Origin of the sequence: Promicromonospora sp. NPDC060271, assembly GCF_042726755.1 — a bacterium.
In the GTDB taxonomy this organism is placed as follows: Bacteria; Actinomycetota; Actinomycetes; order Actinomycetales; family Cellulomonadaceae; genus Promicromonospora.
Genome location: NZ_JBHXBG010000021.1, coordinates 1 through 19,662, shown reverse-complemented (window position 1 = coordinate 19,662; position 19,662 = coordinate 1). Strand labels below are relative to the sequence as shown.

General features: G+C 72.7%; 22 protein-coding genes and 1 riboswitch. Of the genes, 21 read left to right on the top strand and 1 reads right to left on the bottom strand.

Annotated elements, in window-relative coordinates:
* The first annotated feature begins 156 nt into the window (after positions 1-156).
* From ACFWE2_RS05630 to ACFWE2_RS05580, 11 genes are all read left to right on the top strand, one after another.
* Positions 157-1,308 carry a sensor histidine kinase gene (locus ACFWE2_RS05630; RefSeq protein WP_377223230.1) on the top strand — a complete coding sequence of 384 codons (1,152 nt, stop codon included), beginning with the start codon at positions 157-159 and terminating at the stop codon, positions 1,306-1,308.
* Positions 1,305-2,000: a response regulator gene (locus tag ACFWE2_RS05625; protein WP_377223229.1), complete on the top strand. Its 696-nt coding sequence runs from the start codon at positions 1,305-1,307 to the stop codon at positions 1,998-2,000. The genes ACFWE2_RS05630 and ACFWE2_RS05625 overlap by 4 nt, the downstream gene beginning before the upstream one ends.
* Positions 2,001-2,086: 86 nt before the next feature.
* A complete protein-coding gene (locus ACFWE2_RS05620) occupies positions 2,087-2,740 on the top strand; it encodes a DUF2306 domain-containing protein (RefSeq protein ID WP_377223228.1) in 654 nt (217 codons plus the stop codon).
* 58 nt (positions 2,741-2,798) lie between these two features.
* A riboswitch (FMN riboswitch) is annotated at positions 2,799-2,933 on the top strand.
* A 117-nt stretch (positions 2,934-3,050) separates the two neighbouring features.
* A complete protein-coding gene (gene ribD, locus ACFWE2_RS05615; protein WP_377223227.1) occupies positions 3,051-4,241 on the top strand; it encodes a bifunctional diaminohydroxyphosphoribosylaminopyrimidine deaminase/5-amino-6-(5-phosphoribosylamino)uracil reductase RibD in 1,191 nt (396 codons plus the stop codon).
* Complete coding sequence (locus ACFWE2_RS05610; RefSeq protein WP_377223226.1) at positions 4,241-4,951, top strand: riboflavin synthase; 711 nt, start codon at positions 4,241-4,243, stop codon at positions 4,949-4,951. The genes ribD and ACFWE2_RS05610 overlap by 1 nt, the downstream gene beginning before the upstream one ends.
* Complete coding sequence (gene ribA, locus ACFWE2_RS05605; protein ID WP_377223225.1) at positions 4,948-6,363, top strand: GTP cyclohydrolase II; 1,416 nt, start codon at positions 4,948-4,950, stop codon at positions 6,361-6,363. The genes ACFWE2_RS05610 and ribA overlap by 4 nt, the downstream gene beginning before the upstream one ends.
* The gene (gene ribH, locus ACFWE2_RS05600) at positions 6,360-6,845 is read left to right on the top strand and encodes a 6,7-dimethyl-8-ribityllumazine synthase (RefSeq protein WP_377223224.1); all 486 of its coding nucleotides are present in this window, start codon (positions 6,360-6,362) and stop codon (positions 6,843-6,845) included. The genes ribA and ribH overlap by 4 nt, the downstream gene beginning before the upstream one ends.
* Positions 6,846-6,936: 91 nt before the next feature.
* Positions 6,937-7,632, top strand: coding sequence for a hypothetical protein (locus tag ACFWE2_RS05595; protein WP_377223223.1), 696 nt, complete (start codon positions 6,937-6,939; stop codon positions 7,630-7,632).
* A gap of 65 nt (positions 7,633-7,697) precedes the next feature.
* Complete coding sequence (locus tag ACFWE2_RS05590) at positions 7,698-7,961, top strand: phosphoribosyl-ATP diphosphatase (RefSeq protein WP_108494143.1); 264 nt, start codon at positions 7,698-7,700, stop codon at positions 7,959-7,961.
* Between the two features lie 56 nt (positions 7,962-8,017).
* Positions 8,018-8,881, top strand: a complete 864-nt coding sequence (gene hisG, locus ACFWE2_RS05585) for an ATP phosphoribosyltransferase (RefSeq protein WP_377223222.1) — start codon at positions 8,018-8,020, stop codon at positions 8,879-8,881.
* A gap of 5 nt (positions 8,882-8,886) precedes the next feature.
* The gene (locus tag ACFWE2_RS05580) at positions 8,887-9,390 is read left to right on the top strand and encodes a PH domain-containing protein (RefSeq protein WP_377223221.1); all 504 of its coding nucleotides are present in this window, start codon (positions 8,887-8,889) and stop codon (positions 9,388-9,390) included.
* A 104-nt stretch (positions 9,391-9,494) separates the two neighbouring features.
* Here ACFWE2_RS05580 and ACFWE2_RS05575 read toward each other — a convergent pair whose 3' ends face one another.
* Positions 9,495-11,444, bottom strand: a complete 1,950-nt coding sequence (locus tag ACFWE2_RS05575) for a DEAD/DEAH box helicase (RefSeq protein WP_377223220.1) — start codon at positions 11,442-11,444, stop codon at positions 9,495-9,497.
* A 363-nt stretch (positions 11,445-11,807) separates the two neighbouring features.
* Here ACFWE2_RS05575 and ACFWE2_RS05570 point away from each other — a divergent pair, with 363 nt between their 5' ends.
* From ACFWE2_RS05570 to ACFWE2_RS05525, 10 genes are all read left to right on the top strand, one after another.
* Positions 11,808-12,362 carry a CDP-alcohol phosphatidyltransferase family protein gene (locus ACFWE2_RS05570; protein ID WP_377223219.1) on the top strand — a complete coding sequence of 185 codons (555 nt, stop codon included), beginning with the start codon at positions 11,808-11,810 and terminating at the stop codon, positions 12,360-12,362.
* Positions 12,359-13,288 carry a DUF881 domain-containing protein gene (locus ACFWE2_RS05565; RefSeq protein ID WP_377223218.1) on the top strand — a complete coding sequence of 310 codons (930 nt, stop codon included), beginning with the start codon at positions 12,359-12,361 and terminating at the stop codon, positions 13,286-13,288. The genes ACFWE2_RS05570 and ACFWE2_RS05565 overlap by 4 nt, the downstream gene beginning before the upstream one ends.
* Positions 13,285-13,617 carry a small basic family protein gene (locus ACFWE2_RS05560; RefSeq protein ID WP_377223217.1) on the top strand — a complete coding sequence of 111 codons (333 nt, stop codon included), beginning with the start codon at positions 13,285-13,287 and terminating at the stop codon, positions 13,615-13,617. Before ACFWE2_RS05565 ends, ACFWE2_RS05560 begins: the two co-directional genes overlap by 4 nt.
* A 126-nt stretch (positions 13,618-13,743) precedes the next feature.
* The gene (locus ACFWE2_RS05555) at positions 13,744-14,970 is read left to right on the top strand and encodes a glycoside hydrolase family 27 protein (protein WP_377223216.1); all 1,227 of its coding nucleotides are present in this window, start codon (positions 13,744-13,746) and stop codon (positions 14,968-14,970) included.
* Between the two features lie 88 nt (positions 14,971-15,058).
* Positions 15,059-15,895, top strand: coding sequence for a DUF881 domain-containing protein (locus ACFWE2_RS05550; RefSeq protein ID WP_377223215.1), 837 nt, complete (start codon positions 15,059-15,061; stop codon positions 15,893-15,895).
* Between the two features lie 260 nt (positions 15,896-16,155).
* On the top strand, positions 16,156-16,629 hold the full coding sequence (locus tag ACFWE2_RS05545; RefSeq protein WP_116675148.1) for an FHA domain-containing protein: 474 nt from the start codon (positions 16,156-16,158) through the stop codon (positions 16,627-16,629).
* Positions 16,626-17,429 (top strand): MerR family transcriptional regulator, encoded by an 804-nt coding sequence (locus tag ACFWE2_RS05540; protein WP_377223214.1) that lies wholly within the window; start codon positions 16,626-16,628, stop codon positions 17,427-17,429. Before ACFWE2_RS05545 ends, ACFWE2_RS05540 begins: the two co-directional genes overlap by 4 nt.
* A 132-nt stretch (positions 17,430-17,561) precedes the next feature.
* Complete coding sequence (locus tag ACFWE2_RS05535) at positions 17,562-18,071, top strand: bifunctional nuclease family protein (protein ID WP_377223252.1); 510 nt, start codon at positions 17,562-17,564, stop codon at positions 18,069-18,071.
* A gap of 122 nt (positions 18,072-18,193) precedes the next feature.
* Positions 18,194-18,784: a MerR family transcriptional regulator gene (locus tag ACFWE2_RS05530; RefSeq protein WP_377223213.1), complete on the top strand. Its 591-nt coding sequence runs from the start codon at positions 18,194-18,196 to the stop codon at positions 18,782-18,784.
* A 109-nt stretch (positions 18,785-18,893) separates the two neighbouring features.
* Positions 18,894-19,571 carry an MBL fold metallo-hydrolase gene (locus ACFWE2_RS05525; RefSeq protein ID WP_377223212.1) on the top strand — a complete coding sequence of 226 codons (678 nt, stop codon included), beginning with the start codon at positions 18,894-18,896 and terminating at the stop codon, positions 19,569-19,571.
* Positions 19,572-19,662 lie beyond the last annotated feature (91 nt).

The window sequence follows — 19,662 nt, the reverse complement described above, 5'->3', positions numbered from 1 at the left end:
CTCGGCACAATCGCTCCGTCGACATAAATAGTGTGCCAAGCGCGTGCCGCGCAGCGCCCGGCCGCCGGGGCATGTCACCATGAGCCCCGAACGGGGGAGCCCGGCTCGTACTTTTGGTTGATCCGGCGGCGCCCCTGGTCCTCGTAGCATGAGCGCGTGTCCGCCATCCGCTCGGTCTGGGACGAACCGCGGCCCGCCGACCCGCCCGTGCGGGTGTGGCGGGACCGGGTGCTCGTCGCCGCCGTCGTGGCCGGAGCCGTGATCGAGGCGGTCACGCGGACGGACGTCCAGGGGCGGTGGCTGGAGCTCGCGACCGTCGTCGTGCTCGCACCGACGCTGCTGTGGCGCCGGACGCACCCGCTGAGAGCGGTCGTCGTCGCGTTCGTGGCATCGACGGTGCCGGCGCTCGTGCTCGGCCGGGACCTGGCCTTCGCCTCGAACATCTTCATGCTGGTGCTGGCGTACGCGCTGTTCCGGTGGGGGAGCGGGCGGGAGATGGTGCTCGGCGCGGCGGTGGTCCTCGCGAAGATGGGGACGAACGCGGCGCTCGGTTTCCTCACGCTCGCCGACGTGGGCATCGGCTGTCTGATCCTCGGTGCGACGTTCGCGCTCGGCCTGGCACTCCGGTACCGGTCCGGCGCGCGCCGGCGCGAGCGCGAGCAGGTGGTGCTGCTCGAACGGGAGCGACTGGCGCGGGACCTGCACGACGTCGTCGGGCACCACATCTCGGCCGTCGCGGTGCGGGCCCAGGCCGGGATCGCCGTGTCGCGGACCGATCCCGGAGCGGCCGCCGACGCCTTGCGGGTGATCGAGGAGCAGGCCTCCCGCGCGCTGGCCGAGATGCGCACGCTGGTCCGCGTCCTGCGGTCGGACGAGCTCCGCCCGGACGAGGGCGGCGGCGGTGCGCACGAGGCGGACGAGCTCGCTCCCGGGCCCACCCTGGCCGACGTCGAACGCCTCGCCGACCCCGCCCTACCGCGCGTCGAGGTCGATCTGGAGGGTGACCCCGCCCGGGTCTCGGCGGCCGTCGGCGGTGCGGTGCAGCGCATCGCGCAGGAGTCGGTCACGAACGCGCGGCGGCACGCCAGGGGCGCCACCCGGATCACGGTCCGTGTCACCGTCGGCGAGACGACCGTCCGGCTCCGGGTGTCCGACGACGGCGGTGTGCCGGTCTCCGTGGCCCACGGCGGGTACGGGATCGCCGGGATGCGCGAGCGTGCGGCACTGCTGGGCGGCACGCTCGACGCCGGGCCCGACGCGGCCGGCTGGACCGTCGAGGCGGTCCTCCCGCTCCCGGGTGCCGCATGACAGGGGGAAACCTCCGCGTCCTCGTGGCCGACGACCAGGAGATCGTCCGCACGGGTCTCACCATGATCCTGAACACCCAGGAGGGCATCGAGGTCGTCGGGCAGGCCGCCGACGGCCGGGCCGCCGTCGAGCTCGCGCAGCGGTTGCGTCCCGACGTCGCCCTGCTCGACATCCGGATGCCGGACGTCGACGGCATCGAGGCGACCAGGCTGCTCGCGGGTCCCGGCGTCGCCGACCCGCTCGCCGTCGTCGTGATCACCACGTTCGACCTTGACGAGTACGTCTACGCGGCCCTGCGCGCCGGGGCTCGCGGGTTCCTCCTCAAGGACGCCGGCCCAGAGCTCCTGGCCCAGGCGATCCGGGCCGCCGCGTCCGGTGACGCCCTGATCGCCCCGAGCGTCACCACGCGCCTCCTGCGCGCCTTCGCCGACGCCGGTCCGCGCGACGTGCCCGCCCAGCCCCTGGACCCGCTCACGGCACGCGAGGAGGAGGTGCTGCTGGCCGTGGCAGGCGGCCGGACGAACACCGAGATAGCGCGCGAGCTGTTCGTCACGCTGAGCACCGTGAAGTCCCACGTCGCGAACTTGATGACCAAGCTGGGGGCGCGCAACCGGGTGGAGGTGGCGCTCTGGGCGTACGACACGGGGCGGCTCCGCCCCGCGGGCCCCGCGCGCCCCATGCGCCGACCCTGACACGGTCCGCACTCGTACTTTCGGCCAGGCCGGGACTGGTCCGCGGGCCCATGACCCGCGGGGGTCCGGCGGAGCAGGCTCGCACCATGACCACATCCCAGGTGACGACCAAGCCCACCAGCCGCCGCCAGTGGCTCGTTCCAGCGGGCCTCCTCCTGCTCGCGCTCGTGCCCGCGCTCGGCGGCGCCGCGCGCGTCTCCGAGCTGGCCTCCGATCCGGTGCTCACCGCCGACAACGCGCGGTTCGTGACCCAGCCGGTGCCCGTGCTGGTGCACATCGTCTGCGTGACCGTGTACAGCATGCTCGGCGCGTTCCAGTTCGTCCCGAGCCTGCGACGGCGCAGCTGGCACCGGCTGGCGGGCCGCGTCCTGGTACCCGCCGGGCTCGGTGTCGCGCTGACGGGGCTCTGGATGACCGCGTTCTACGACCTGCCCACCAAGGACACAGTTGTCGTGAACGGGGTCCGCTACGTGGTCGGCGTCGTGATGGTGGTGTCGCTGGTCCTGGGCGTGCGCGCGGCGCTGCGACACGACTTCGTCGCGCACCCGGCGTGGATGATGCGGGCCTACGCGCTGGCCATGGGCGCGGGTACGCAGGCGCTGCTGATCGGTCCGTACATCGCGGTGGCGGGCATGCCGGGTCCGGTCGTCAACACGGTGCTCATGACGGCCGCCTGGGTCATCAACGCGGCGGTGGCCGAGTGGGTGATCCGTCGGCGGCGGATCGCGGCCAGGGTGTGACGCAAGCCATGCCGCCGGCGGCGAGGTTTGTGGCATGCTGGCACGCAGCAGTACGCACACACGTGCTCCGGGGTCGGTGTAATTCCGAGCCGGCGGTGACAGTCCGCGACCCGCGTCCTCCGTGAGGAGGGCCGGTTGATCTGGTGAAACTCCAGGACCGACGGTGAAAGTCCGGATGGGAGGAAGCACGTGCGGCGTCGCCGTCCCCTGGGCGTGCGTCGTCGTGACGTCGTGCGCGCGGGCAGGGCCGGTCGGCCTCGTCCGCGCCCCCGTCGTCCACCCCGGAGCACCGAAGCTCGGGGAGGACAGCATGACCCAGTCACCGCAGGGCCGCGCCGCGGCGCATGCGGCAACCCCCGCCGGAGCAGGCTCCGTCGCGGGCACGACGCTGGAGAACACGACGCTGCGGACCGCCATGCGCCGCGCCCTCGCGCTGGCCGCGCAGGGCCCCGCGTACGGCCCGAACCCGCGCGTCGGCTGCGTGCTCCTCGACCCGGCCGGTCGGCCGGTCGCCGAGGGCTTCCATCGCGGCGCGGGCACACCGCACGCGGAGGCGGCGGCGCTGGCCGCCGCCCGTTCGCGCGGCGTCGACCCGCGCGGTACGACAGCGGTCGTGACGCTCGAGCCCTGCGCCCACCACGGGCGTACCGGCCCCTGCGCGGACGCCCTGATCGAGGCAGGCGTGGCCGCGGTGCACGTGGCGGTCGCCGACCCCAACCCCGTGGCGACGGGTGGCGCGGCAAGGCTGCGCGCCGCGGGGATCGAGGTGACGACCGGTCTCCTCGCCGACGAGGGCGAGGAGCTGCTGCGGCAGTGGCTGCACGCCGTCCGGACCTCACGCCCCTACGTGACCCTGAAGCTCGCGACCAGCCTCGACGGACGGGTCGCCGCAGCGGACGGGACGAGCCGCTGGATCACCGGCCCGCAGGCACGGGCCCACGCCCACACGATCCGCGCGCAGGTCGACGCGATAGCCGTCGGCACGGGAACCGCGCTGACCGACGACCCGTCGCTCACCGCACGGACGATCGACGGCGGCCTCTTCGAGCACCAGCCGCTCCGGGTGGTCGTCGGCCGCCGCGCGATGCCCGACGACGCGCGTCTGCGCGGGCCGGGCGGTGCCCTGCTGCACCTGCCCGAGCACGACCTCGGCGCGGTCCTCGGCCGGCTCGCGGAGCTCGAGGTGCGTCACCTGCTCGTGGAGGGCGGCCCCACCCTGGCCACCGCGCTGCTCGCCGCCGACGCGGTGGACGAGCTCCACGCGTACGTGGCGCCCGTGCTGCTCGGCGCGGGCGCCACCGCCGTCGGCGACCTGGGCGTCACCACGATCGGCGACGCCGCACGCTTCACCACCCACGACGTGACCCGGCTGGGCGACGACGTGCTCCTGGTGGCGCGCCGCACCCGGCCCGCCCGGCCCATCGAGCCTGCCGAGTCCGTCGAACCAGTCCAGCCAGTCCAGCCCGGTCGGCCCAGCCGGCACCCCAAGGAGGAGATCTGATGTTCACCGGAATCATCGAGGAGCTCGGCTCCGTCGTCGCGCTCGACCGCCCCGACGGTGACGACGGCACCGACGCCGTCGTCACCGTCGCGGGCCCGCTCGCCGCGTCCGACGCCCGGCCCGGTGACTCGATCGCCGTCGACGGGGTGTGCCTCACCGTCGTCTCCGTGGCGGACGGCTCGTTCGTCGCGGAGATCATGCCCGAGTCGCTGCGCCGCAGCTCGCTCGGGGGTCTCGTGCCGGGTTCCGTGGTGAACCTGGAGCGCGCCCTGCCCGCGAACGGGAGGCTCGGCGGGCACGTGGTCCAGGGGCACGTGGACGGCATCGCGACGCTGGTGCGCCGCACGCCCGGCCCGCGCTGGGACGACCTGGAGTTCTCCGCGCCCCCGGCCCTCACCCGGTACGTCGCGGAGAAGGGCTCCATCGCGCTGGCGGGCGTCTCGCTGACCGTCACGTGGGTGTCCGACGGCGGCTTCGGGGTGTCGCTCATCCCGACCACGCTCGCCGCGACGACGCTCGGCAGGCTGGTCCCCGGCGACGTCGTGAACGTCGAGGTGGACGTGCTCGCGAAGTACGTCGAGCGGCTCCTCGCGGCGGGGGCTTCGGTGCCGGGCAGCACGGCCGCGGCGGATTCCGCGGCCGATTCTGCAGTCGATTCTGTGGCCGATTCCGTGGCCGGCGTCGACGGCCTGACCGGGGCCGCACGATGAGCGCGGGCGGGACGGTGCACGTCATGCACCAGGGCGTCGCGGGTACGGGCTCCGAGGGAGGCCGGTCGAGCACGGGAGGACCGGACACGAACGGGCCGGACACGCGCCTCGTGGAGCGGGCCCTCGAGGAGCTCGCCGCCGGGCGCCCCGTCCTCGTGGCGGACGACGCGGGCCGGGAGAACGAGGTCGACGTCGTGTTCGCGGCGAGCACCGCGACCGCCGAGTGGGTGGGCTGGACGGTGCGGCACTCGTCGGGGTACCTGTGCGCGCCGATGCCGGCACACCGCGCGGACGCGCTGGAGCTCCCGCTGATGGTGGAGCGGAGCGAGGACCCCCGAGGAACCGCCTACACGGTGTCCGTCGACGCAGCGGTGGGCGTCACGACCGGCATCTCGGGTGCGGACCGGGCGCGCACGCTGCGTGTGCTGGGCGACCCGGCCTCCGGTCCGCGGGACCTGATCCGGCCAGGGCACGTGCTGCCCCTGCGGGCGCGGGCCGGCGGCGTGCTGGAGCGCGCCGGGCACACCGAGGCGGCGGTGGACCTCGTACGGCTCGCGGGTGGCCCGGGACAGGACCTGGGCGAGGTCGGCGCCATCGCGGAGCTCGTCCGGGACGACGGCGCCGTGATGCGCCTGGCCGAGGCGCAGGCCTTGGCCGAGGAGACGGGGCTCGTGGTGCTGACCGTCGAGGACCTGGTGGCGTGGCGCCGGGTGCACGACCCTGCCCCGCGGGTCGGCGTCCCGGCCCGCCGGGTGCTCCGGAAGGGGGAGGCGATGCTGCCGACGCGGCACGGGACCTTCCGGGTGGTGGCGTACCGGGACCTGCGCTCGGGTGCTGAGCACCTGGCGCTGACGCCCGTCGCCGTGTCCGGCCCGCGACCGGCCGGCTCCCTGGTGCGCGTGCACTCCGAGTGCCTGACCGGTGATGCGCTGGGCTCCCTGCGGTGCGACTGCGGTCCGCAGCTCGAGGCCTCGCTGGCGGCGGTCGCCGCGGAGGGCGGCGCCGTGGTGTACCTGCGGGGTCACGAGGGCCGTGGCATCGGCCTGGCGGCGAAGATCCAGGCGTACGCGCTGCAGGACGGCGGCCGGGACACGGTCGAGGCGAACGTCGACCTCGGGCTGCCGGTCGACGCGCGGGAGTACGGCGCGGCGTCGGCCGTGCTCGCGGACCTCGGGCTCGACGGGGTGACGCTGCTGACGAACAACCCGGAGAAGGTCGCGGGCCTGCGGGCGGCGGGCACCGACGTCGTCGGGCGCCGGGGGCTCGTGGTGGGACGCGGTGTGCACAACCACCGGTACCTGGAGACGAAACGCGTGGTCATGGGCCACCGCATCGAAGAGCTGGACCTTGATCTCGAGCTCGAACCGAGCCTCGAACGAAGCCTGACCGAGGACGAAGGAGCATGCGCATGAGCGGGGCTGGAGCACCGAAGGTGACCGTGGACGGCAGCGGCCTGCGGGTCGTCGTGATCGCGGCGAGCTGGCACGAGCAGGTCATGGACGGGCTGCTGGCCGGGGCCAGGAGGGCGCTGCGGGCGTCGGGCGCCGACTGGACCGAGGTCCGCGTGCCCGGCTCGTTCGAGCTGCCCGTCGCGGCGGCGCGGGCGGCAGCCGGGGGAGCGGACGCCGTGGTGGCGCTCGGGGTGGTGATCCGGGGCGGCACACCGCACTTCGAGTACGTGTGCTCCGCGGCGACGACCGGCCTGACGGACGTGAGCGTGCGCACCGGCGTCCCCGTCGGGTTCGGTGTGCTGACGTGCGACGACGAGGCCCAGGCGCTGGACCGGGCGGGCCTGGAGGGCTCGAAGGAGGACAAGGGTGCCGAGGCGGTGGAGGCCGCCGTCGCCACAGCGGTGACGCTGCGCGATCTGACTCTCGCGCCCGTCCTGCATTAATAGTGTGCCAAGCGTCTGAAACATCACCCGGACCTGGCAAACAAACAGACCAGAGCCTGAAAGAACGGGCTCCCCGGCACATGTACGGGATATGAGAACCACACGGGCAGCAGCACGGCTGATCGCACGGTCGGCGCTGAGGACGGCGGTCGTCGGCGCCTCCGTCGCGGCGGTCACGGCGGGCGGGCTGGCCGGCTGCGCGACGGAGCAGCAGGCCGGGGGAGCGGGGCCCTCTGGCACGGAGGAGACCGCGGACCCGTCGCAGGACCCGTCCCAGGATCCCGCCTCGGATCCGCTGGGCGGGTCCTCCGCCTGCGTCGACTGGGTCTTGTTCGAGACCCCGGCGGAGGCGGCGTCCGACGCGGGTGCCGTGCTGCGGGGGACCGTGGTGGAGCAGGACGGCACGGCGCGGATGTACGGCGTCGAGTCCAACCGCTGGCTGGTCACCGTCGAGGAGGTGCTCGAGCGGCCGGATCCGCCCTCGGGCCGCGCGCAGACGCAGCCCGAGCTCGAGGTCTCGGCCGGGGAGCAGATCGCCGTCGTCTCGACGCCGGAGACGTGCGGCGAGGCGGCATACTCCGGGGGCGACCCGCTCGACCCGGCGAGCGGTCTCGGCGGCGCGGACGGCTCCGTCATCATCCTCCTGTCCGCCGCCCTGGGCGACGGTATGGGCGACGGCTCGGCGGACGAGGACGATGTCGACGACTTCCACCTGATCACGCCGTACCAGGGCGTCCTGACCCCGGCCGAGGACGGCGGGCTGCCGTCGAAGTGGCCCGCGTCATAGCGGCGATTGGTCACCACGTGGGACGCCGAAGGCCCGCGCCCCCGTCGCCCGACTAGGCTGGGCCCGTGAAGACCTTCGAGACCTTGTTCGCCGAGCTGACCGAGAAGGCCGAGACCCGTCCAGCGGGTTCCGGCACCGTGGCCCAGCTGGACGCCGGCGTCCATGCGATCGGCAAGAAGGTGGTGGAGGAGGCCGCGGAGGTGTGGATGGCGGCCGAGTACCAGTCGGACAGCGAGACCGCCGAGGAGATCTCGCAGCTCCTGTACCACCTGCAGGTCCTGATGGTCGCCAAGGGACTGACCCTCGAGGACGTGTACACGCATCTGTAGCGAGGCCGTGTGTCTCGCGCCCAGATCCGTCGTACACCCAGAGAGGAACCAACCGCATGTTGCGCATAGCCGTCCCCAACAAGGGTGCCCTGTCCGGCCCCGCCTCCGAGATGCTGCGCGAGGCGGGCTACCGCCAACGTCGCGACACCCGTGAGCTCGTGCTCGCCGACCCCGACAACGACGTCGAGTTCTTCTTCCTGCGCCCGCGCGACGTCGCGGTCTACGTGGGCACCGGGACGGTCGACGTCGGCATCACCGGGCGTGACCTGATGCTCGACTCGGGCGCGGACGCCGTCGAGCACCTCGGCCTCGGGTTCGCCCGGTCCACGTTCCGCTACGCGGCCCCCGCCGGCCCGGGCGAGACCGATCCCGTGACCTCCGTCAGCCAGATCGCCGGGCGGCGCGTGGCGTCGTCGTACACCACGCTCGTGGCCCAGCACCTGGCGAAGCAGGGCGTCGAGCCCGCCGCGATCGTGCACCTGGACGGCGCCGTGGAGTCGAGCGTGCGGCTCGGCGTCGCGGACGTCATCGCCGACGTGGTCGAGACCGGCACCACGCTGCGGGCCGCGGGCCTCGAGGTGTTCGGCGAGCCGATCCTGCGCTCGGAGGCCGTGCTGATCCGGCAGTCCGACGCCGAGCCGCCCGTCGGCCTCGACATCCTGACGCGCCGCCTGGAGGGCGTGATCACGGCCCGTGAGTACGTGCTCATGGACTACGTGGTCCCCGTGTCGCGGCTGGACGAGGCGGTGGCAATCACGCCGGGCAAGGAGTCCCCGACCGTCTCGGCGCAGCACCACAGCGACGCCTGCGCCGTGCGCGTCATGGTCCCGCGCCGGGAGACCAACCGGATCATGGACGCCCTGTACGACGTCGGGGCGCGCGCCATCATCGTGACGTCGATCCACGCCTCGCGGTTGTAGACCTCATGGGTGCGGGGGCGGACACGGGTCGGGGGGCGGCAGGCAGCGCCCCCCGCCGTGACCGTGACCGCTTCCGCACCTTCCGGGGTCGTTTCGGCACGCCGACGGCGTACGGGCTGGCGATCCTGGCCGGGGGTGGCTGCACGTTCGTCGCGCTGGCGTCGAGCACCGCTGACACCGCCAACCGCGTGGCGATGATCGTCTTCGGGCTGGTCGGCGCCATGATCGCGTGGCGCTTCGGCGCCGTGCGCGCCGTCCCGGACCCCGGCGGCCTCACCGTTATCAACTACGCCACGAGCCGACGGCTCGTCTGGGCCGAGATAGTGACCGTGCGGTTCGGGCCGAACGACCCGTGGGTGCACCTCGACCTGGCCGACGGCGACGTGCTCGCCGTGATGGGCATCCAGCGGGCGGACGGCGAGCACGGCATGGCCGAGGCGCGCCGCCTGGTGGCGCTCATAGCGGAGCTCGGCGAGGCGACGGAACCCACACCGGGCTCCGCGAAGTAGAGCGCCTGTCCGGACACCTGCTCTATCTCGGCACCTCAGGGAGGCCGAGATAGAGCGTGTGTCCGGACAGGCGCTCTACTTCGCGGTCTGTCGACTGGCCGGGGTCAGCGGGGGGTGCGGGAGTCCCAGTGGGCCCCGCGGGTGCGGGGGCCACGCTCGCCGTCGGGACGGCGGTGGTCGCCGCCGCTCCGGGGGGCACGGTCCCGGTCGCCGCCGGTACGCGCCGGACCGCGGTCGAGCGTGATGCGGAGCGGCTTGCCGGCCACGCGGGCGCGGCCCAGACGGTCCAGCGCCGCGGTGTCCAGCGGCGCGATGATGTCCACCAGCGAGAAGCTGCCGAAGATGTCGATCTTGCCGACGTCGGCGCCGGTGATTCCACCCTCGCCCGTCAGCGCGCCGACGATCCCGCCCGGCTGCACGCCGTGCGTGTGCCCGACGGCGATGCGGTAGCGCGTGCCCCGGGCCGGACGGCGGATGCCGCGCTCGCCCTCGGACCGGCCCCGCGCGGGACGGTCGCCGGACCGGTCGTGCCGGTCGCCGTCGCGGGCGGTGCGCCTGGCGGCCGCTGCCTTGGCCTCGCTCCGCTCGCGCTCGTACTCCTCCTGCTCCGCACGGGCCCGGGGACCGTCGTCGCCGACCGCGAGCGCCGCCATGGCGGCTGCGATCTCGATGGGGTCGGTGCCGGTCTCGTCGGCGTAGGTGCGGATCATGTCGGTGTACATGTCGAGGCGTCCGGCTTCGCGGCGGGCCGCTACCTTGCCGAGGGTGCGCTTGACCTGGTGGGCCGAGACGTCGCGGGGGGAGGGGATCTCTACCTCTTCGAGCGAGGCGCGGATGGTGCGCTCGATGCTGCGGAGCTTGCCGCGCTCGTGGGGGGTGACGAAGGTGAGGGCTTCGCCGGTGCGGCCGGCGCGGCCGGTGCGGCCGATGCGGTGGACGTAGGTCTCGGGTTCGCCGGGGACGTCGAAGTTGACGACGAGGCCGATGCGGTCGACGTCGAGGCCGCGGGCTGCGACGTCGGTGGCGACGAGGACGTCGAGGGCGCCGGAGCGGAGGCGCTCGACGATCTTCTCGCGTTCCTTCTGTGCGACGTCGCCGGAGATGGTGGCGGCGGAGATGCCCTTCTCGATGAGGGCGGAGCCGACGTCTTCCGCTGCGCCGCGGGTGCGGGTGAAGACGATGGCGGCGTCGGCGTCGGAGGTGGCCAGGACGCGGGCCAGCGAGCCGACCTTGTGGCGGAAGGGCACGACGGCGTAGGTCTGGCGCACCGCGGTGACGGTGGAGGCCTGCCGGGTGACGGCGATCTGCACGGGGTCGGTCATGTGGTGGTCGGCGACCTTGCGGATCGCGGGTGGCATGGTCGCGGAGAAGAGGGCGACCTGGCGCTTGGTGGGTGCCTGGCCGAAGATCTCCTCGACGTCCTCGGCGAAGCCCATGCGGAGCATCTCGTCGGCCTCGTCGAGGACGAGGAAGCGGATGTCGTCGAGCTTGAGGGCGCCGCGGTCGAGGTGGTCCTTGATGCGGCCGGGGGTGCCGACGACGACGTGGACGCCGTCGCGCAGGGCGCGCTGCTGGGGGATGTAGGGGGCGCCGCCGTAGACGGGCAGGACGCGGACGTCGTCGAGCTCGGTCGCGAAGGACTCGACGGCGTCGGCGACCTGCATGGCGAGCTCGCGGGTGGGGGCGAGGACGAGGGCCTGGACCTTGCGGAGCGCCGGGTCGATGGCGGCGAGCAGCGGGAGGCCGAAGGCGGCGGTCTTGCCGGTGCCGGTCTGGGCGACGCCGGTGATGTCGCGGCCGGCGAGGAGCTCGGGGATGGCGCGGGCCTGGATGGCCGACGGCGTGACGAAGCCGAGCTTGTCGACGGCTGCCATCAGCGGTGCGGGGAGGCCGAGGCTTGCGAAGGTCGGGCCGGTGGGCTCGGGGGTTGTGTCCTCGGAGGTGGTGTTCTCGGTGGTGACGGCCGCGGGGGTCGTCTGGTCGCCGGTTTCGGCGATGGCCTGCTCGGTGTCCTGCTCAGCAGGCGCGATCAGGTCATGGGTGTCGATAGACATGCAGTGATGCACCGTTCGTCGTCGCGGGCGGAGTCAGGGCCGAGGTGAGGGCCCTCGCGTCGCTCGCTCCCGAAACACCTTCCCCGCAGCCGAGGCTGCGGGCCTGTCTCGCACGTTTTGTGCACACACGGGAAGACGACGAACTCCAAGGGGATGTGGTCCCACCCTATCCGCTGGTGGGGCCTTCGGCACAGGGTTATGGAGCGTGACGTGCAGCACGCGGGTGATGTCGTGCGTGGTGAGGGGCGTTGTGGGGCCGTCGGACGGCGCGCCGGTGCGGATTCGCGACGCTTGCCCCGTAGTATTGCGGCCGAGACGAAACCGGCGTGAGCAAGGGCGGTGCGCGTGTCCAGTGGGGCGGAGATGAGCTCCCGGGTCCTGACCGTGCCCAACGTGATCAGCCTGGTGCGGCTGGCGCTCGTGCCGGTCTTCGCGGTGCTGATCGTCGTGGGCGAGGACGGTTGGGCGCTGCTGGTGCTCGCCGTCTCGGGTGCCTCGGACTGGCTCGACGGTGTGCTCGCCCGTCGCTTGAACCAGGTCACCCGGCTCGGGCAGGTCCTTGACCCGTTCGCCGACCGGCTCTTCATCTTCGTGACGCTGATCGGTCTGGCGTGGCGCGAGGTGGTTCCGCTCTGGCTGGTGCTGGGGATCGTGGCGCGGGACGTGCTGCTCGTGCTGACGGTGCCGGTCCTGGCGCGCCTGGGTTACGGGACGCTTGAGGTGACAGTGGTCGGCAAGGTCGCGACGTTCGCCCTGCTCTACGCGTTCCCGCTGCTGCTCCTCGCCGCGGTGCCCGGTTGGCTCGGCGCCACGGCGCACGTGGTGGGCTGGGCCTTCACCTGGTGGGGAGTCGGCCTGTACTGGCTGGCGGGTTTGCAGTACGTGGCTCAGGTGCGGCGCCTGGCGGCCGCGGCATGACCGCTCCGCACGCCCCGGCGGGGCGACGTCCCGACGAGTCGATGACGCTGCTGCGTGAGGTCACGGAGCGTCCGCTGGACCCTGGCTACGCGCTGGTGGCACGGCGGCGCGCGGAGGCGGGGGAGACGACGTCGCGCCGCGGGGCGACGAGCACGCTGGGTCTGCTCCTGGTCGCGGTGCTGCTCGGTGCGGCGACGACCGTCGCCGTCCTGGACCTGCGAGCGCCGCAGCCGTTGGTCACGAGGGGTCGTACGGTACTGATGGAGCGGATCCAGGAGCGCAGCGCCGAGGTGGAGTCGCTGTCGCGGCGTGCCGCGGAGCTCAGCGCGGAGGTGGACGGTCTGCAGGGTGCCGCGTTGTTGCCGTCGGCGTTGGTGGAGATCAACGAGCTGGACCGGTGGGTGAACGGTGCGGTGCCGGTGCGGGGTCCCGGGGTGGTGGTGCGGCTGACCGACGGCGCGGGTGGTGGGCTGGTGGATCCGGGTGACGCGCCCGCGGAGTCGCGGGTGCGGGACGCGGACGTGCAGTTCGTCGTCAACGAGCTGTGGGCGGCGGGGGCCGAGGCGGTTGCGGTGAACGATCAGCGGCTGACGTCGTTGTCGGCGATCCGGAACGCGGGTGACGCGATCCTGGTGGATCTGCAGCCGTTGAACGGTCCCGTGTACACGGTCGAGGCGGTGGGTGACCCGGAGGACATGCAGGTCGAGTTCGCGCGTTCGGCGGGTCTGGGGTTCCTGCAGCTGCTGAGCGCGGAGTACGGCATCGAGCACGAGGTGACCGCGAGCGAGGGGATGTACCTGCCGGGTGCGGGTTCCCCGACGTTGCGGTACGCGCACTCCGAGCGGTCCGGGGGTGCGCGGGAGACGGCGCGGGCGACGCCGTCAGCGCAGACAACGCAGGACCGAACCGAGGAGGACAACGGATGATCCCGATCGTCGGGCTCGTGATCGGGGTGGTTGCCGGTCTCGTGCTGCAGCCGACCGTCCCGCTGATGCTGCAGCCGTACCTGCCGATCGCGGTGGTCGCGGCCCTGGACGCCCTGTTCGGAGGTCTGCGGGCGATGCTGGACGGGCTGTTCGACGACAAGGTGTTCCTGGTCTCGTTCCTGTCGAACGTGGTGGTGGCGGCGTTCATCGTGTTCCTGGGTGACCAGCTCGGCGTGGGCGGGCAGCTGTCGACGGCGGTGGTGGTGGTGCTGGGTATCCGGATCTTCTCGAACGCCGCCTCGATCCGCCGGCACATCTTCAAGGCCTGAGGCGCATCGGCCACAGGATTCCGGAAGTCTGCCGCAGGCATCCGGATGCGGGCACCGCACGCGCTGCGGTGAGGTAGCGACGTGCATATCGATTCGCAACGCAAGGTTCGTGCGGGACTGCCGCCGATGGGGTGGAACAGCTGGGACTGCTTCGGCAGCTCGGTGACCGAGGCCGAGGTCATGGCCAACGCCCGGTTCATGGCCGAGCACCTGCTGCCGTACGGCTGGGACACGGTGGTGGTCGACATCCAGTGGTACGAGCCGGCGGCGGGGGTGCACGCCTACCAGCCGGTGTCGGATCCGGTGCTGGACCAGTGGGGCAGGCAGCTGCCGGCTCCCGGGCGGTTTCCGTCGGCGGCGGACGGCTCGTTCCGGCAGCTCGCGGACCAGGTCCACGCCCTGGGGCTGCGCTTCGGCCTGCACATGATGCGGGGGATCCCGCGCAAGGCGGTCGAGCTCGACCTGCCGGTACTCGGCGGGAACACCACGGCGGCGCAGATCGCCGACCGGGACAACGTGTGTCACTGGAACCCCGACAACTACGGCATCGACCACTCGGCTCCCGGGGCGCAGGCGTACTACGACTCCCAGGTCGCGCAGTTCGCCGAGTGGGGGGTGGACTTCGTCAAGCTCGACGACGTCCTGCACCCACCGACCCAGAGCGTCGAGATCGCCGCCTACTCGCGCGCGATCGACCGGTGCGGACGACCGATCGTCCTGAGCCTCTCGCCGGGCAAGGAGCTGTCCCTGGCGCACCTGGACGAGCTGGCGCGGCACTCGGAGATGTGGCGGATCTCCGACGACCTGTGGGACGGGTGGTCGCAGCTGAAGGAGATGTTCCAGCGCGCCGCCCGGTGGGCGCCGCACCAGCGCCCGGGCGCCTGGGCCGACGCGGACATGCTGCCCATGGGGCGCCTCGGCGTCCGCGCGCACGTCGGTCAGGAGCGGGACTCCCGGCTGACGCTGGAGGAGCAGCGCACGATGATCACCCTCTGGGTGATGATGCGTTCACCGCTGATGTTCGGCGGGCACCTGCCCGACACGCTGCCCGAGACCGTCGGGCTGCTGCAGAACCCGGACGTGCTGGGGCTCCTGTCGAGCACCGGGAGCAGGGAGATCGTGCGGGACGGCTCGCTGGTGATCTGGCGCGCCGACTTCCCGGACCACGAGGTGTGCGCGGTCTTCTGGCTCGGGGACGAGTCCCAGGACGTGACCGTCCATCTCTCCGACGTCGGCAGCGAGAACCGCGGGCAGGCCCACGACCTGTGGGCAGGGGAGGACGTCCCGCTGCGCGACGGCAGCGTGCGCCTGACCGTGCCCGCCCACGGCACGCGCCTGCTCCGGCTGAGCTGACCCGCCGAGCTGACCCTCGACCCGACGCCCCGAGTAGAGTGTTGGCGATGTACCCACACACCAGCACCCACGGGCACGGCTGCACGGCGTGAGCACGGGAAACGGCAAGGACCGCGTCGAGGACGAGGCCCACGACGACGCGGAGCCGACGCGATCCGTGCCGTCGGCGGCCGTGCCGGGGCCGGCAGCGCCAGGGCCGGCAGCGGCGGCGTCGGGCTGGAAGCGGGTGGCGCAGCTGCTGCGGCCCCGTGGCACCCGTTCCGAGGTGCTCACCGGCCTGCTGTGCCTCGCGCTGGGCTTCGCGCTCGCCGTCCAGGTGGGGCAGTCGACGGGGGACCAGCTCAGCAGCCTGCGCCAGGACGAGCTCGTACGGCTCCTGGACGAGGTCACGCAGCGCGCCGACCAGCTCGACGCGCAGGTGGCTGACCTCGAGGAGATCCGGGACGACCTGCGGTCGGCGGACGGACGCGACCAGGCCGCGCGCGACCTCGCGCGGCAGCGCGCCGAGCAGGAGGGGATCCTCTCGGGCCGGCTCCCCGCCCACGGTCCGGGCGTCCAGGTCCACGTGGCCGACGGCGCCCGGCCGCTGGAGGCGCAGGTCCTGTTCAACCTCCTGGAGGAGCTGCGCAACGCCGGGGCCGAGGCCATCGAGGTCAACGGGGTACGGCTGGTCACCACCAGCTACTTCGTCGACTCCGGCGGCGGCGTCGTCCTGGACGGCGCCGCCATCGCCTCCCCGTACGAGTGGACCGCGATCGGCAACCCCGAGACGATCGACCGCGCCCTCGAGATCCCCGGCGGCGCCCTGCCCCGGATCCGGGAGGAGGGCGGCGAAGCGACCACCACGGTCTCCGACCAGGTCAGCGTCGATGCCGTGCGCATACCCGGCGAACCGGAGCATGCCGAACCGGCCCAGGAAAAGTGACTCGCGCCACGTTTGCACCGGTTCCTGGCGGAGATCACCGGAACATCGGGCCGAGCTGTGAAAACTGGCATGCGAAACGCCCGTGACCTGGGTAGTTTTATCCGGGTTGGTTCCCTTCCATGGTTCCCGCGTCGATCCCGATCGAGGTAGGTTGAGTGGAACCCGGACACGGTCCCGACCGTTGTCCGGACGTAGCGACCCGCCTCATCACCGCTGCAGCATCACTACCGCAGAACTACTACCGCACCCGAGGAGACCTGATGACGGACCCCAGCGCCCATCCGGTCGGGCCCGATACCACGGCCAACCTGGGTCGGATCGCGTTCCCGACCTCAGACGAGCAGGCGCCCCGCACCGCGCTCAGCCCCGAGGAAGCCGCCGCCGTCGCCGCGCTGCCGCGGCACTCCGCGCTGCTCATCGTGCAGCGCGGCCCGGGATTCGGCGCCCGCTTCCTCCTGGACACCGGCCGCAGCGTCGCCGGCCGCAGCGAGCAGGCCGACATCTTCCTCGACGACGTCACGGTCTCCCGCAAGCACGCCGAGTTCGTCCGCGAGGGCGACTCGTTCGTCGTGCGCGACATCGGCTCCCTGAACGGCACCTACGTCAACCGCGGCCGCATCGACGCCGCCACGCTGGTCACCGGCGACGAGGTGCAGATCGGCAAGTTCCGCCTCACCTTCCACGCCAGCCCGCAGTCGCCGGCGCAGTGGGGCGCGGGGACGCCCGCCCCGTGACAGCCGGAGCCGCACGCGACCATCGTGGGGTCCACGGCGGCACCGAACCGCGTCATGACCGCGCCCACGAGCGCACCCGTGACGATCACGACGCCGCGCAGGACGACCTCGACGCGCCCTGGCCCCGCGGGATCTCCCGCCAGCCCACCATGCGCATCAGCGACGTCCTGCGCGCGCTCGGGCAGGAGTTCCCGTCCGTGTCGCACTCCAAGCTCCGCTTCCTCGAGGAGCAGGGCCTGATCGAGCCGGTGCGCACGCCGTCGGGCTACCGCCAGTACAGCCAGGCCGACGTCGAACGCCTGCGCTTCGTCCTCACCGAGCAGCGCGACAGCTACATGCCGCTGAAGGTGATCAAGGAACGCCTCGCCGCGATGGACGCCGACCCCGACTCGGCCGAGCACCCCGCGCCCCGCCTCGCCGGAACGGGCTCGCCCGCCCGGCGCCGCTGGACCGCGCAAGCCGTGGCCGAGGCCGCGGGCGTCACCGAGGAGTTCGTGCACGACCTCGCCCAGGCAGGGCTCCTGCCCGCGTCGGGCGGCACGTTCGGCTCGGGCGCCGTCGAGGTGGCCCGTATCGCGGGCGCGCTGGCCGAGTTCGGCGTCGAACCCCGCCACCTGCGTTCCTACCGCACCGCCGCCGACCGGCAGGTAGCGCTCGTTGACCAGGTCGTCGCGCCCCTGCGCAGCCAGCACGCGAGCGCCGCCCGCGGTCGCGCCGCGAGCATGGCCAGCGACATGGGCGAGCTGTTCACCCGCTTGCACGCCGCATGGGTCCGGCAGGGTATCGACGACCTCGGTTGAGCCGTCACCACGACAAGAATTCACCCACCATTGCCACCGGGTGGCCGGTCCGTGACCAGAAATTTGTCCCCGGGCGCGACGAGTGACCGTCAATGGCCGTACGGTGAAAGCGTGAGGCCGGACGACGTGCCGATGGTCCCCGTGGAGATCCTCGGTGTTCGACAGCAGCAGCGCGATCAGGAGATCGTCGTGCTGCTGCTGGACAGCGCCGCTGACCTGGCCATCCCCATCGTCATCGGGGCGCGCGAGGCCAGCGCCATCGCCATGGCGCAGGCCGGGCTGGCCACGCCCCGGCCCATGACCCACGATCTCCTGCGCGACGTGCTCGGCGCGGTGGGCGTCACGCTCGAACGGGTGGACATCGTCGCGCTGGAGGGCGGGATCTACTTCGCCGAGCTCGTTCTCAGCAACGGCGTCCACCTCGACTCGCGGGCCTCCGACGCGATAGCGCTGGCCGTTCGCACCGGCAGCCCCGTCCTGTGCTCCGCCGAGATCGTCGCGCTGGCCGGCGTGGAGATCGTCGACGTCGACCAGCAGGCGGAGGTCGAGCGGTTCCGTGACTTCCTGGACCACGTCACGCCCGAGGACTTCCTCGGCCCACCAGGAGGTGGCGCCCAGGGCGGCGGTGGTCGAACCGGGTGAAACGGGATCAATCTGGTGGGTGAAAACCCACCAACTCGCGACACGCCGAACCTTTCACGGCGCGCATCTTTGAAATCACCTCCGACGCGCCTTAGCGTGGCCACGACACCCCAGGAGGCACAGTGAACACCAGCGGTGAGAGAGCCACACGCGCTACGGTCCCGCACGGCGCGCAGGGTCTCCTCTTCGGTGAGGACCTGACGGAGCAGGACGCCACGACGGGCTACCGCGGAACCACGGCATGCCACATCGCCGGCATCACGTACCGCCAGCTCGACTACTGGGCCCGCACCGGCCTCGTCGAGCCGAGCATCAAGCCGGCCACCGGCTCCGGCACGCACCGGCTGTACAGCTTCCGCGACATCCTCGTGCTCAAGGTCGTCAAGCGGCTCCTCGACACGGGCGTCTCCCTGCAGCAGATCCGCACCGCCGTCACCGCGCTGCGCGAGCGCGGCGTGGAGGACCTGGCGCAGATCACCTTGATGTCCGACGGCGCGAGCGTGTACGAGTGCACCTCGCCCGACGAGGTGGTCGACCTCGTGGCGGGCGGCCAGGGTGTGTTCGGCATCGCCGTCGGGCGGGTGTGGCGCGAGATCGAAGGCACCCTCGCCCAGATGCCGACCGAGACCCTCGACCAGGGCGAGACGGGTGAGGTCCCCACGGTCGAGGGCGACGAGCTCGCGCAACGCCGTGCCGCCAGGTCCGCCGTCTGACAGTCACACACCGACCGACACGCGATCGACTCAGCCGTCTGGAACGGGGGCGCCACGCACCCCGACCAGGCGGTCTGCCGTATCCAGGGGGCAGGCGTAGCCTGCGAGCATGCAGCTCATCTTCCACGGTCACGCGTGCGTCTCCCTCGGCCTGCCCGACGGCGGCGGCACCCTCGTGATCGATCCCGGCACCTACAGCGACACCACAGCGGCCCTCACGGGCGCCGCGGCCGTGCTCGTCACCCACGACCACCCCGACCACGTGGACGTACCCGCCGTCGTCGAGCATCTCGGAGCCGCGCCGGACGCCCAGGTGTGGGCCACCGCGCCTGCCGCCGAGGCCCTGCGCGCCGGTGGCGCACCGGGCGACCGTGTGCACCAGGTGGCCCCCGGCCAGGTGCTCGAGATCGCGGGTGCGCACGTCACCGTGGGCGGCGGCGACCACGCCCTGATCCACCCGGAGATCCCGCGTGCGGTCAACGTGACGTACCTCGTGGAGGCCGGCGGGGCCAGCGTGTTCCACCCTGGCGACTCCTACGAGGCCCCCGCGGCCCTGCCGGCCGCCGGCCTGGACGTGCTCCTGCTGCCCGTGGCGGGCCCGTGGATGAAGCTCGCCGAGGCCATCGACTTCACGCGGTCGGTCCCGGCCCGTACGGTCGTCCCGATCCACGAGGCATTGCTCTCCGAGATCGGGCTCACCATGGTCGGGGCACGGCTGGACACGGCGCGGCTCAGCGGCGAGTACACGTACTCGCGGCTCGCGTCGGGGGAGGCGCTGGCGGTGTGAGCCCCGCGGCCGGCCGGCGCGCTGGCGCACGAGGTTGGTCGCACACCTGCTGACTTCGGTCGGTTGCTCTGAGATCGGTCGTTTGATTGAC

Bases quoted from the DNA above. Each gene is read 5' to 3' on its own strand.
- ACFWE2_RS05580 (WP_377223221.1), top strand. From the start codon at position 8,887: ATGGGTGCGGGGGCGGACACGGGTCGGGGGGCGGCAGGCAGCGCCCCC.
- ACFWE2_RS05595 (WP_377223223.1), top strand. From the start codon at position 6,937: ATGAGAACCACACGGGCAGCAGCACGGCTGATCGCACGGTCGGCGCTG.
- ACFWE2_RS05570 (WP_377223219.1), top strand. From the start codon at position 11,808: ATGAGCTCCCGGGTCCTGACCGTGCCCAACGTGATCAGCCTGGTGCGG.
- hisG (WP_377223222.1), top strand. From the start codon at position 8,018: ATGTTGCGCATAGCCGTCCCCAACAAGGGTGCCCTGTCCGGCCCCGCC.
- ACFWE2_RS05565 (WP_377223218.1), top strand. From the start codon at position 12,359: ATGACCGCTCCGCACGCCCCGGCGGGGCGACGTCCCGACGAGTCGATG.
- ribH (WP_377223224.1), top strand. From the start codon at position 6,360: ATGAGCGGGGCTGGAGCACCGAAGGTGACCGTGGACGGCAGCGGCCTG.
- ACFWE2_RS05610 (WP_377223226.1), top strand. From the start codon at position 4,241: ATGTTCACCGGAATCATCGAGGAGCTCGGCTCCGTCGTCGCGCTCGAC.
- ACFWE2_RS05555 (WP_377223216.1), top strand. From the start codon at position 13,744: ATGGGGTGGAACAGCTGGGACTGCTTCGGCAGCTCGGTGACCGAGGCC.
- ACFWE2_RS05535 (WP_377223252.1), top strand. From the start codon at position 17,562: ATGGTCCCCGTGGAGATCCTCGGTGTTCGACAGCAGCAGCGCGATCAG.
- ACFWE2_RS05575 (WP_377223220.1), bottom strand. From the start codon at position 11,444: ATGTCTATCGACACCCATGACCTGATCGCGCCTGCTGAGCAGGACACC.
- ACFWE2_RS05525 (WP_377223212.1), top strand. From the start codon at position 18,894: ATGCAGCTCATCTTCCACGGTCACGCGTGCGTCTCCCTCGGCCTGCCC.
- ACFWE2_RS05620 (WP_377223228.1), top strand. From the start codon at position 2,087: ATGACCACATCCCAGGTGACGACCAAGCCCACCAGCCGCCGCCAGTGG.
- ribA (WP_377223225.1), top strand. From the start codon at position 4,948: ATGAGCGCGGGCGGGACGGTGCACGTCATGCACCAGGGCGTCGCGGGT.
- ACFWE2_RS05560 (WP_377223217.1), top strand. From the start codon at position 13,285: ATGATCCCGATCGTCGGGCTCGTGATCGGGGTGGTTGCCGGTCTCGTG.
- ribD (WP_377223227.1), top strand. From the start codon at position 3,051: ATGACCCAGTCACCGCAGGGCCGCGCCGCGGCGCATGCGGCAACCCCC.
- ACFWE2_RS05625 (WP_377223229.1), top strand. From the start codon at position 1,305: ATGACAGGGGGAAACCTCCGCGTCCTCGTGGCCGACGACCAGGAGATC.
- ACFWE2_RS05545 (WP_116675148.1), top strand. From the start codon at position 16,156: ATGACGGACCCCAGCGCCCATCCGGTCGGGCCCGATACCACGGCCAAC.